The following is a 10,889-nucleotide window of genomic DNA, read 5'->3' as shown; positions in this document are numbered from 1 at the left end:
TCGAGAAGACATTTTTGACGACTCCTTCCAAGGCATTGCAAGCTCCAAATAACGAAGTTGCAATGATGATAAAAGGTGTCAACTATGTCTCTAGACAAGTGTCCACTATGTATCTGTGCCAAACAGGCCGCCCACCCTACTGAGATAGGTTATAAGTCACCCACTGAAAGGAACCATCATGCCTGCCCGCGACATCGTCCTGTGTGCCCCCGTGCGTACCGCCATCGGTGCGTTCAACGGTTCCCTGAAATCCATTCCTGCCGTCGAGCTGGGCGCGGCCGCCGTGCGCGCCGCCGTCGAGCGCGCGGGGATCGCCCCCGATGCCATCGACGCTGTCCTGATGGGCAACGTGGTCCAGGCGGGCAACCGCATGAATCCGGCCCGCCAGGCGGCCGTGCACGGCGGCATCCCGGTGAGCGTGCCCGCGATGACCTTGAACCGCGTGTGCGGCTCGGGCGCCCAGGCCATCGCGTCGGCCGCGCACGAGATCCTGGCCGGCGAAGCGAACGTCGTGCTGGCCGGCGGCATGGAAAATATGGACCAGGCACCGTACCTGATGCCGCAGGCGCGCTGGGGTGTGCGCATGGGCCATGCGCAAATCTACGACAGCATGCTGCACGACGGCCTGAACGACGCGTTCTCCAGCCAGCACTCGGGCTGGCACACGGAAGATCTCGTGAAGGAAGCGGACATCAGCCGCGCCGCCCAGGACCGCTGGGCCGAGCGCTCGCAGCGCCGCTTCGCCGAGGTCCAGGCGGCCGGCGCGTTCAAGGATGAAATCGTGCCGATCGAGATCGCCGGCCGGCGCGGCGTGCAGCGCTTCGACACGGACGAGTCGAACCGCCCCGACACCACGCTGGAAGCCCTCGCGGCGCTGAAACCCGCGTTCCGTCCGGACGGCACGATCACGGCCGGCAATGCGCCCGGCCTGAACAGCGGCGCGGCCGCCGTCGTCGTCGCCGACCGCGCGACGGCCGAGCGCCTGGGCCTGCAGCCGATCGCGCGCCTCGTCGCCTCCGGCGTGGCGGCCGTGGAGCCGGGCATGTTCGGCCGGGGGCCGGTGCCGGCCGTGCAGAAGGCGCTGGCGCGCGCCGGCTGGGCCATCGGCGACGTCGACCGCTACGAAATCAACGAAGCGTTCGCCGCCGTGCCGCTGGTCGTCGCGCGCGAGCTGTCGCTGCCGGAAGACGTCATCAACGTCGAGGGCGGCGCGGTGGCGCACGGCCACCCGATCGGCGCGACGGGCGCCGTGCTGACGGTGCGCCTGCTGCACGCGATGCGGCGCGGGCTCGCGCGGCGCGGCGTCGTCACGCTGTGCATCGGCGGCGGGCAGGGTATCGCGCTGGCGCTGGAGCAGGTGTGATCACGCCGTCACCCGGCGCGCAACCTGTACGTCATGTAGCTCAGGTCATGACTGACCCCGGCGACGCGCAACATGTCCGTCACGCGCGCGACCGTCGTGAAGCCGGCGCGTGCATACAGTTCGATGGCCGGCAGATTGTCCGACAAGACCTCGAGGTCGATCCAGTCGATGCCGGTGTCGGCGCGCGCCCAGCCGGCGGCCGTCTCGAGCAGGCGCCGGCCGAGTCCACGCCTCCGCCACACGCGGTGCACGCCCATGCCGAGCATGGCGCGGTGCGTGGCGGCCGGCTCGGGACGGCCGCGCAGGTCGATGTGGCCGGCGATGTCGCCGTACGGGTCGATGGCGAGCCACAGGCGGCGCCAGCCCGGCTGGGCGACGGGAATCTCGATGCCCTTGATGAACGCGATCCGCAGCCCGGCCGGCAGGCGCGGCTGGCCGGGCGCGATCGGCTGGAACAGCGGCGTGCCGCCGGCGCCGTTGTCGCGCAGATGGTCGTCCAGGTAGGCGAAGAACGGGGCCAGGTCGGCTTCAAAGGCCGGGCGGATCGCCAGCCTCTCCACGCTGTCCATCAAGGCATTCACAGTGCGCGTGCGATCAGGATTTTCTGGATGTCGCTCGTGCCTTCGTAGATCTGGCACACGCGCACGTCGCGGTAGATGCGCTCGACGGGGAAGTCGGCCACGTAGCCGTAGCCGCCGAACACCTGCATCGCGGACGACACCACGCGCTCGGCCATCTCGGACGCGAACAGCTTGGCCATCGCGGCTTCCTTCAGGCAGGGCAGGCCCGCGTCCTTCATCGATGCCGCATGCAGGATCAGCTGGCGCGCGGCCTCGATCTGCATCGCCATTTCGGCCAGGCGGAATTGCACGGCCTGGTGGTCGAAGATGGGCGACCCAAAACTCTCGCGCTCCTTCGCATACGCCAGCGCGGCCTCGAACGCGGCGCGCGCCATGCCGACCGATTGCGACGCGATGCCGATGCGCCCGCCCTCCAGGCCGGACAGGGCGATCTTGTAGCCCTGCCCCTCTTCGCCGATCAGGTTCTCGACCGGGACGCGCGCGTTGTCGAACACGATCTGCGCCGTGTCCGACGAGTGCTGGCCCATCTTCTGCTCGATGCCGGCGACGATGTAGCCGGGCGTGTTCGTCGGCACCCAGAACGCGCTGATGCCCTTCTTGCCGGCCGCTTTATCGGTGACCGCCATGACGATGGCGACGTCGCCGTTCTTGCCGCTCGTGATGAATTGCTTGGTGCCGTTCAGGACGTAGTGATCGCCGTCGCGCACGGCCGTCGTGCGCAGGGCGGCGGCGTCGCTGCCCGTGTGCGGTTCCGTCAGCGCGAAGGCGCCCAGCAGCTCGCCCTGCGCCAGCGGGCGCAGCCAGCGGTCCTTTTGCGCGGCGTTCGCGTAGGTCATCGCGATCGAGCACACGGGGCAGTTGTTGACCGAAATGATGGTCGACGTGCCGCCGTCGCCGGCCGCGATCTCTTCCAGCACGAGGGCCAGCGCGACGTAGTCGAGGCCCGCGCCGCCGTACTGCTCGGGCACGGCCACGCCGAACGCCCCCAATTGGGCCAGTTCCTTCAGCTCGTCCTTGGGAAAGTGGTGCTCGCGGTCCCAGCGCGCGGCGTTCGGCGCCAGGCGCTCTTGCGCAAAGGTGCGCAGCGCGTCGCGGATCATCTGGTGTTCTTCGGTCAGTATCATGTCTCGGTTGTCGTTATCGTTGGCGACGGCTCACCACGGAATGGCCGAGCCGTCGTAATTGAGGAAGGCGCCGTTCTGCGCGGGTGTCGCGGCCGCCAGCGTGGCGCGCAGGCCGGCCGCGCTCTGCGGGGCGGTGAGCGTCGCGCCCGGGCCCCCCATGTCGGTCTGCACCCAGCCGGGGTGGAACGTGATGCACGTGACGCCTTGCGGGCCCCAGGTCAGCGCAGCATCGGCCAGCACCGAATTCAGCGCGGCCTTGCTGGCGCGGTACAGCGTCGCCTCGTTGCTCTTGCGCGTGCCGATGGACCCCATGCGCGACGAGATCACCGCCAGCTTGCCGCGCGTCGCGGCGACCAGCGGCGCGACGATGGGCAGCAGACGCATCGCGGCCAGCACGTTCGTGTGCATGACGTCGTCGAATTCCCGCTCGGTCGGGAAGCCGGCGTGGTCCGGGCCGTAGATGCCGGCGACGAGCCAGGCGGCGTCGATCTTTTCGTCGTCCAGCTTCCAGCCCAGGCCGCCGATCGATTCGGCGTTCGTGACGTCGACCTGGTGCGCTTCGGCGCCCAGCCGGCGCAGCGCTTCGCAATCCGCGGCCTTGCGCGCGGTGGCGATGACGCGCCAGCCGTCGGCGCGGTATTGACGGGCCAGTTCGTGGCCGATGCCGCGCGAGGCGCCTACGATGAGAGCGGTGGGCATGAGGTTCTCCTTCACGGTATGGATGACAATCCGTCACCATACCGTGTTTTGAAAACACGCGCGTCGCGGGTCAAACCGGGGTCACACCATCTCGATCGCCATCGCGGTCGCTTCGCCGCCGCCGATGCACAGCGACGCCACGCCGCGCTTGCCGCCCGTCTTCTTCAACGCGCCGATCAGGGTGACGATGATGCGCGCGCCCGAGGCGCCGATCGGGTGGCCCAGCGCGCAGGCGCCGCCGTGGATGTTGACTTTCGAATGCGGGATGTCCAGCTCGTGCATCGCGGCCATCGGCACGGCGGCGAACGCTTCGTTGATCTCGAACAGGTCGACGTCCTTGGCCGTCCAGCCCGTTTTCTTGAACAGCTTTTGCAGCGAGCCGATCGGCGCGGTCGCGAACTGGTCCGGCTCCTGCGCGTGCGTCGTGTGCGCGACGATGCGGGCGATGGGCGTCATGCCCAATTCCTTCGCCGTCGACTCGCGCATCATGACGAGCGCCGCGGCGCCGTCGTTGATCGACGACGACGATGCCGCCGTGATCGCGCCGTCCTTCTTGAAGGCCGGGCGCAAGGTCGGGATCTTGTCGACCTTGGCCTTGACCGGACCCTCGTCCTTGTCGATGACGGTCTCGCCCAGGCGGGTCGCGACGGTCACGGGCGCGATCTCCCACTGGAAATCGCCGGCTTCGGTGGCGTTCTGCGCGCGCTTGACGGATTCGATCGCGAACGCGTCCAGCTGCTCGCGCGCGAAGCCGTACTTGGCCACGCATTCCTCGGCGAACGTGCCCATCGAGCGGCCTTCGCCCGTCTTCTCGTTGCGCGAGTAGGCGTCTTCCAGGCCGTCCATCATCATGTGGTCGAACAGGACGCCGTGGCCGAGGCGGTAGCCGCCGCGCGCCTTCGGGACCAGGTACGGGGCGTTGGTCATCGACTCCATGCCGCCCGCGACGACGACGTCGGCGCTGCCGGCCTTGAGCACGTCGTGCGCGAAGATCGCGGCCTGCATCGCCGAGCCGCACATCTTCGACAGGGTGACGGCGCCCGTCGACAGCGGCAGGCCGGCCTTGATCAGTGCCTGGCGCGCGGGGGCCTGGCCCTGGCCGGCCATCAGGCAGTTGCCGAAATAGACGTGCTCGACGAGGCTCGCGTCGACGCCGGCGCGCTCGACGGCCGCCTTGATCGCCACGGCGCCCAGGTCGTTCGCAGATTTCGAAGAAAAGTCGCCCTGGAAGGCGCCCATCGGGGTACGGGCGGCGCCGACGATAACGATTGGATCATTCATTGTGTAAGGTCTCCAAGTAATGGGGTTGCGGCGACGGCGTCGCCGGGTTCGATGAGTCCGTGCAATGGAACCGGATGTGTTGCGGATACGGAAAAACGTCCTCGACTTCGCCCGCCAGGATGCGGTCCTTGTGCGACTGCCACCAGACGCGCGTCAATAGTGCGGCGTGGTGTTTCATGAACGCCGCGCGTATCTTTGGATGCGCGAGCAGGAAGCGCGCAAATTGTTCGGGAAAGACGTCGTGCTTGCCGATGGGATACCACGGCTCGGCGGCCATCTCGTCTTCCTCGTTCCGCGGCTGCGGGATGTCGCGGAAGTTGCAGTCGGTGAGGTACTCGATCTCGTCGTAGTCGTAGAACACGACGCGGCCCTGTCGGGTGACGCCGAAGTTTTTGTAGAGCATATCGCCCGGGAAAATGTTCGCGGCAACGAGGTCGCGGATCGCATTGCCGTACTCGAACATGGCGTGTTCGATGAGGTCGTCGTCGCCGATTTGGCGGGCGTTGTCCAGGAAGATATTCAGCGGCACCATGCGCCGCTCGATGTACAGGTGCTTGATGATGATGCGGTCGCCCTCGATCTCGACGAGCGAAGGCGCGAACCGGCGCAGCTCCGCCAGCAGTTCCTCGTCGAAGCGGGACAGCGGAAACGCCACGTCCGAGTACTCCAGCGTGTCGGCCATGCGCCCCACGCGGTCGTGGTGTTTCACGAGCAGGTATTTTTCCTTGATGCGGGCCCGGGTCGTCTCTTTCGGCGCCGGATAGAAATCCTTGATCACCTTGAACACGTACGGAAAGGAAGGCAGTTCGAACACGAGCATCACGAGGCCGCGGATGCCGGGCGCGATCCGGAACGCGTCGGAGCTGTGCCTCAGGTGCTGCAAAAAGTCGCGGTAGAACAGCGTCTTGCCCTGTTTTTGCAGGCCCAGCACCGTATAGATTTCGCTGCGCGGCTTTTTCGGCATGATGCTGCGCAGGAATTGCACGAAGGCCGAAGGCACCTCCATGTCGACCATGAAATAGGCGCGCGTGAACGAGAACAGCACGATCACCTGTTCCGGGTCGGTCAGTACGGTGTCGAGCACCAGCCGGCCGGCGCGGTCGTGCAGGATCGGCACGACGAATGGATGCTCGCGGGCGCCGTTGATGGCACGGCCGACGATGTAGGCTGCCTTGTTGCGGAAGAACAGGCTCGACAGCACGTGCAACTGCTGGTTCGGCTCGCGCTCGTGCAGGCCGAAGGCCGCCATCATGCGCGCCTCGACGAGGGCGATGTCGCGGTCGAGGTCGACGAACGGGCAGTCGAGCTGGAAATTCGTGACCATGCGCCGCAGCGAGAAGCGCAGGCCGTCCGCCGCCGGATAGTAGACGCGGTAGGTCGGCGCCGGTTCGTCCGTTTCGATGTATTCGGTCGACACGGCCGGACGCACGAAGATGAAATCGTTGCGGTAGTAACTGCGGTGCAGGATGTGGCAGCAGACGGAATTGAAGAAGCTTTCCGCCAGCTCCGGACGCTTGTGGCCCGTCTGCAGGCCGCTCAGCAGGCCGATGTAATGCAGCTTCGTTTCGCGCCAGGTGTCGTCGGTGAGGTCTTCCGGCGCGTATTCGTCTTCCAGCGCATGCACGCATTCCTGCACGCGCTTGTCGTAGAAATCGATGCGCTTGCGCGCGGCCATCTGGGCCGTGGTCCAGTCGGCGCGTTCGAAATGGGTCTTGGCGGCCTTGCTGGCCTGGCGGAACAGCGAATAATGGCGGTCGAAACCGTCCAGGATGGTGCGTGCGATGTCGAAGGCGATCTGGGACGAGAGCAGCTTGGGGTAGGTGGCCTGGATCATCGGGCGTCTCGCGCGGTGGACGGGGCAGCGGTCATTGTAGTCCGCGAATGCATGACACGGTAAGGCTGAGGGCCGCTGCTTCAAGTCCCGCCGGCTCCGGCTGTTTCGGAGCCGGCGGACTCGGTTTTTTCGGGCTACGTGGAGTGTTGTTATTTTGCCGGCTTGCGCCGATCTTCTTGTTCGCCCGGTCTCCTCTCTCCACAAACTTACATCGTTTCGCCGAACAGCTCCCGGCCGATCAGCATGCGGCGGATCTCGCTCGTGCCCGCGCCGATCTCGTACAGCTTGGCGTCGCGCCACAGGCGGCCCACCGGATATTCGTTGATATAGCCATTGCCGCCCAGGGTCTGGATCGCTTCGCCCGCCATCCACGTCGCCTTTTCCGCGCTGTACAGGATCGCCCCGGCCGCGTCCTTGCGCAGGGCGCGGACCTGTTCCGGGCCGTGGGCGCGGTCGCAGGCCTGGCCGACGGCATACACATAGGCACGGCATGCCATCATCGTCGAATACATGTCGGCGACCTTGCCCTGCATCAGTTGGAACTCACCAATTGCCTGACCGAATTGCTTGCGCTCATGGATATAGGGGACGACGACGTCCATGCAGGCCGACATGATGCCAAGCGGCCCACCGGACAGGACGGTGCGCTCGAAGTCCAGTCCCGACATCAGCACGTTCACGCCCTTGCCCACGCCGCCCAGCACGTTCTCGACGGGCACTTCGCAATCCTGGAACACCAGTTCGCCCGTATGCGAGCCGCGCATCCCCAATTTGTCCAGCTTCTGCGCGATGGAGAAGCCCTTGAAGCCCTTCTCGATGAGGAAGGCGGTCATGCCGCGCGGGCCGGCCTCGAGGTCGGTCTTGGCGTAGACGACGAGGGTGTCGGCGTCCGGACCGTTCGTGATCCACATCTTCGTGCCGTTCAGCACGTAGCGGTCGCCCTTGAGGTCGGCGCGCAGCTTCATGCTGACGACGTCGGAGCCGGCGTTCGGCTCGGACATGGCCAATGCGCCGACATGTTCGCCGGAAATCAGCTTGGGCAGGTATTTGCGCTTCTGTTCTTCGTTGCCGTTGCGCTTGATCTGGTTCACGCACAGGTTCGAGTGGGCGCCATACGACAGGCCGACGGAGGCCGACGCGCGCGAGATTTCTTCCATGGCGACGATGTGCGCCAGATAGCCCATATTGGCGCCGCCGTATTCCTCGCCGACGGTGATGCCCAACAGGCCGAGCTCGCCCATCTTTTTCCACAGATCCATCGGGAACTGGTCGGTGCGGTCAATCTCGGCCGCGCGGGGGGCGATTTCGCTCGTGGCGAACTGTTGTACGGCTTCGCGCAGGGCGGCGATGTCTTCGCCGTGGTCAAAGGTCAAGCCAGGGAGATGCAGCATGTCGTCCTCGTTCTCGTCTAGTGGATGGCTGGTGGCCAGGCTAGATGATAGCGCGGTGTGACGTTAACGTAAACGTCAAGCGAGTGCCTATCATCGGCCACGGCGCCTGCGCCACAATTTGCGTACCGCCCAGGCCGTGACGAGGATGATGAACAACCATGGCAGCAGATAAGCCAGGCCCGACACGGCAAACGATATTCCCTGTGACAGGTTGTTGCCGAACTGTCCCAGTGAACGGCGGATTGGCGACCAGAATGGCCGTTGCCGGTCCGACCGGATCGACACGTTCAGGATGTCGGTCTCGACGCGCTGGGCGAGCAGGGCGCGCTTGCCGTCTGCCGTTTCATACCTGGACTGCACCTCCGCCAGTTCGCGGTTGACCTTGATCAATGCGTCGACGTTGTTGCCGGCACGGCTACGCAAGGCTTCGAGACGGCTGCGATAGTCGTCCAGCATGGCCATTTCGCGTGCCGTATCCGCGAGCGGGCCGGACAGATCTTCGACGTGTGTCGACTGATGGGCAAGTTCGGCTTGCTGTCCCATTGCTTTTATCAGTGTCGGGATGAGATCCGGCCTGGCACGGAATTTCAGCGATGCTGCGGCGTCGGGTTCGCTGTCGATGCGCGACTCCAGCAGGGTGCACGCGGCGGCGGCTTCATGGCAGGCGCGCAGGCCGACGGCGTACAGGGCTGCAACCTTGTCCGGCGCCGTGTCGACGTCGACGAAGTGTTCGTAGGCGAGTTGCCGCGTCGTGTTTGCGCGGTCGTGCTGCGCGATCGGTGCCTGCTCGCGCATGGGGGCCTGCCGCACCTTCGAGCAACCGGGGAGCGCGGCAAGCAGGAGCGCGATTAGGAGGGGGGAAAAGAACGTGGAACGCATGCCTGATTGCTTCCTTGATCGGTTCGTCTGGAACCTCAAGATAGCAAATTGTCGTCTCGAAAAAGACGCGCTTTATATCAGGCTGCATCCTTCTCGTCGGCATCGTCGGCCAGCAGGGTGCCGGCTGCACCCGATTCCGCCAGCAGCCGCCGGCATTCTTCTTCATGCACGGTAATTTCCGCCAGCGACATCTCGATGTCCGCCCGCTGTTGTTCCAGGGTCTCGCGCTGATGCGCCAGCACGCCGAGGAAGCGGTTGATCTGGGCCACCGTGTCCTTGGGCGTCTCGTACATGTCGATGATGCTTTTGATCTCGGACAAAGTGAGACCCAGGCGCTTGCCGCGCAGCGTCAGTTTCAGGCGGGTGCGGTCGCGCGGGGTGTAGACGCGGTTGCGCCCGCCCTGGCCCTCGCGTTTCGGGCTGAGCAGTCCCTGGTCTTCGTAGAAACGGATCGCACGTGCGGTAATGTCGAATTCGCGTGCCAGTTCGGCGATGGTGTAGGTCGTGGCCATGGTGTCCTGCGGTCTTGGGTGGCGGGGTGCGGAATCGCTTAGAATCACAACCTGCGCCTTTAGTTTACGTTTACGTCAAAGCGTTTGCGGCATTGTAACGCGCTACGCCCCGCATCAACACGAAAGACAGCCGACCGCATGAATCCTCTCGAATCCCAGCTCAGCTATCCATTCGGCGACGTCATCCCGCCGCCCGGCACGACGACGGACGTGGCGCCCGGCCTGTCCTGGCTGCGCATGCCGCTGCCGTTCGCCCTCGACCATATCAATCTGTGGCTGCTGGAGGATGCCGCGGGAGACGAGCGCGGCTGGTCCCTCGTCGATTGCGGCGCCGGGACGGACGCGACCCGGGCCGCATGGGAACGCCTGTTCGTCGAAGGGATGGGCGGCCGGCCGCTGCTGCGCGTCGTCGCGACGCATTGTCATCCTGACCATGTCGGCCTGTCCGGCTGGTTGTGCGAGCGGTTCGATGCGCCGTTCTGGACGAGCACCGGCGAATTCGGCTTCGCGCGCATGATGGCCGCCGCATTGCCGGGCGTCGACGGGCCCTCGGCCATCCCGCATTTCCGGCGCCACGGCCTCGTCGACGCGGGCATGCTCGAGCAGATGCAGAGCCGCAAGAATTACTATCCGTCGCTCGTGCCGGCCGTGCCGCCCGCGTACACGCGCCTGCAGGATGGGCAGGGAGTCGTCATCGGTGCGCGGACATGGCGCGTGATCACGGGGTTCGGCCATTCGCCGGAACACGTGTCGTTGTACGACGAACAAGACCGGATCCTGATCTCGGGCGATATGGTGTTGCCGCGTATTTCGACGAATGTGTCCGTCTTCGCCGTCGAGCCGGAAGGCAATCCGCTGCAAATGTACCTGGATTCCCTGGACAAGTTCGCCGGCCTGCCCGACGACACCCTCGTCCTGCCCGCGCACGGCAAACCGTTCCGGGGTTTGCACACCCGTATCGCGCAATTGCGCGCGCACCATGCGGCGCGCCTGGACGAAGTCCGCGCCGTGTGCACGGTGCCGCGATCGGCAGTTGACATTGTCCCGTTGATGTTCAAGCGACAACTCGACGCCCACCAGCTCAGTTTCGCGATAGGCGAGGCATTAGCCCATCTTCATTATCTTTGGTACAACGGTATCTTGGTCCGTGTAACCGGCGACGATGGCATCGTGCGTTTCAAGTTGACTTAAAACAACATATTGGTAAGGCTAGCTTGTCGCAAAA

Annotated in this window: 10 protein-coding genes; 2 read left to right on the top strand and 8 right to left on the bottom strand. The window is 65.4% G+C overall.

Annotated features, from left to right (window positions below; all coding sequences use genetic code 11):
- Positions 1–178 precede the first annotated feature (178 nt).
- Positions 179–1,363: a thiolase family protein gene (locus ISF28_RS14555; RefSeq protein ID WP_198117899.1), complete on the top strand. Its 1,185-nt coding sequence runs from the start codon at positions 179–181 to the stop codon at positions 1,361–1,363.
- 8 nt (positions 1,364–1,371) lie between these two features.
- Here the strand turns inward: ISF28_RS14555 and ISF28_RS14550 are convergent, their stop codons facing one another.
- From ISF28_RS14550 to ISF28_RS14515, 8 genes are all read right to left on the bottom strand, one after another.
- Entirely contained in the window at positions 1,372–1,932 is a 561-nt protein-coding gene (locus ISF28_RS14550) for a GNAT family N-acetyltransferase (protein WP_198117898.1), read from the bottom strand.
- 8 nt (positions 1,933–1,940) lie between these two features.
- Positions 1,941–3,068, bottom strand: a complete 1,128-nt coding sequence (locus tag ISF28_RS14545; RefSeq protein ID WP_198117897.1) for an acyl-CoA dehydrogenase family protein — start codon at positions 3,066–3,068, stop codon at positions 1,941–1,943.
- A 30-nt stretch (positions 3,069–3,098) separates the two neighbouring features.
- Positions 3,099–3,767 carry an SDR family oxidoreductase gene (locus tag ISF28_RS14540; RefSeq protein ID WP_198117896.1) on the bottom strand — a complete coding sequence of 223 codons (669 nt, stop codon included), beginning with the start codon at positions 3,765–3,767 and terminating at the stop codon, positions 3,099–3,101.
- Between the two features lie 81 nt (positions 3,768–3,848).
- Positions 3,849–5,048 (bottom strand): acetyl-CoA C-acyltransferase, encoded by a 1,200-nt coding sequence (locus ISF28_RS14535; RefSeq protein WP_198117895.1) that lies wholly within the window; start codon positions 5,046–5,048, stop codon positions 3,849–3,851.
- Positions 5,041–6,882 (bottom strand): bifunctional isocitrate dehydrogenase kinase/phosphatase, encoded by a 1,842-nt coding sequence (gene aceK, locus ISF28_RS14530; protein WP_198117894.1) that lies wholly within the window; start codon positions 6,880–6,882, stop codon positions 5,041–5,043. Before aceK ends, ISF28_RS14535 begins: the two co-directional genes overlap by 8 nt.
- A 206-nt stretch (positions 6,883–7,088) precedes the next feature.
- Positions 7,089–8,273 carry an isovaleryl-CoA dehydrogenase gene (locus ISF28_RS14525; RefSeq protein WP_198117893.1) on the bottom strand — a complete coding sequence of 395 codons (1,185 nt, stop codon included), beginning with the start codon at positions 8,271–8,273 and terminating at the stop codon, positions 7,089–7,091.
- Positions 8,274–8,363: 90 nt separating this feature from the next.
- Positions 8,364–9,152 carry a DUF4349 domain-containing protein gene (locus ISF28_RS14520; protein WP_198117892.1) on the bottom strand — a complete coding sequence of 263 codons (789 nt, stop codon included), beginning with the start codon at positions 9,150–9,152 and terminating at the stop codon, positions 8,364–8,366.
- A gap of 77 nt (positions 9,153–9,229) precedes the next feature.
- The gene (locus tag ISF28_RS14515; RefSeq protein ID WP_198117891.1) at positions 9,230–9,664 is read right to left on the bottom strand and encodes a MerR family transcriptional regulator; all 435 of its coding nucleotides are present in this window, start codon (positions 9,662–9,664) and stop codon (positions 9,230–9,232) included.
- A 138-nt stretch (positions 9,665–9,802) separates the two neighbouring features.
- Here ISF28_RS14515 and ISF28_RS14510 point away from each other — a divergent pair, with 138 nt between their 5' ends.
- Positions 9,803–10,855, top strand: coding sequence for an MBL fold metallo-hydrolase (locus tag ISF28_RS14510; protein ID WP_198117890.1), 1,053 nt, complete (start codon positions 9,803–9,805; stop codon positions 10,853–10,855).
- Positions 10,856–10,889: the final 34 nt, after the last annotated feature.

Source organism: Massilia rhizosphaerae (genome assembly GCF_016093545.1).
In the GTDB taxonomy this organism is placed as follows: domain Bacteria; phylum Pseudomonadota; class Gammaproteobacteria; order Burkholderiales; family Burkholderiaceae_D; genus Telluria; species Telluria rhizosphaerae.
Note: the sequence above shows the minus strand (reverse complement) of the source record. Positions and strands in the feature narration are given on the sequence as shown.

What these genes read in the sequence shown, in the direction of transcription:
- ISF28_RS14555 (WP_198117899.1), top strand. Translation starts at nt 179, where the DNA reads ATGCCTGCCCGCGACATCGTCCTGTGTGCCCCCGTGCGTACCGCCATC.
- ISF28_RS14550 (WP_198117898.1), bottom strand. Translation starts at nt 1,932, where the DNA reads ATGGACAGCGTGGAGAGGCTGGCGATCCGCCCGGCCTTTGAAGCCGAC.
- ISF28_RS14545 (WP_198117897.1), bottom strand. Translation starts at nt 3,068, where the DNA reads ATGATACTGACCGAAGAACACCAGATGATCCGCGACGCGCTGCGCACC.
- ISF28_RS14540 (WP_198117896.1), bottom strand. Translation starts at nt 3,767, where the DNA reads ATGCCCACCGCTCTCATCGTAGGCGCCTCGCGCGGCATCGGCCACGAA.
- ISF28_RS14535 (WP_198117895.1), bottom strand. Translation starts at nt 5,048, where the DNA reads ATGAATGATCCAATCGTTATCGTCGGCGCCGCCCGTACCCCGATGGGC.
- aceK (WP_198117894.1), bottom strand. Translation starts at nt 6,882, where the DNA reads ATGATCCAGGCCACCTACCCCAAGCTGCTCTCGTCCCAGATCGCCTTC.
- ISF28_RS14525 (WP_198117893.1), bottom strand. Translation starts at nt 8,273, where the DNA reads ATGCTGCATCTCCCTGGCTTGACCTTTGACCACGGCGAAGACATCGCC.
- ISF28_RS14520 (WP_198117892.1), bottom strand. Translation starts at nt 9,152, where the DNA reads ATGCGTTCCACGTTCTTTTCCCCCCTCCTAATCGCGCTCCTGCTTGCC.
- ISF28_RS14515 (WP_198117891.1), bottom strand. Translation starts at nt 9,664, where the DNA reads ATGGCCACGACCTACACCATCGCCGAACTGGCACGCGAATTCGACATT.
- ISF28_RS14510 (WP_198117890.1), top strand. Translation starts at nt 9,803, where the DNA reads ATGAATCCTCTCGAATCCCAGCTCAGCTATCCATTCGGCGACGTCATC.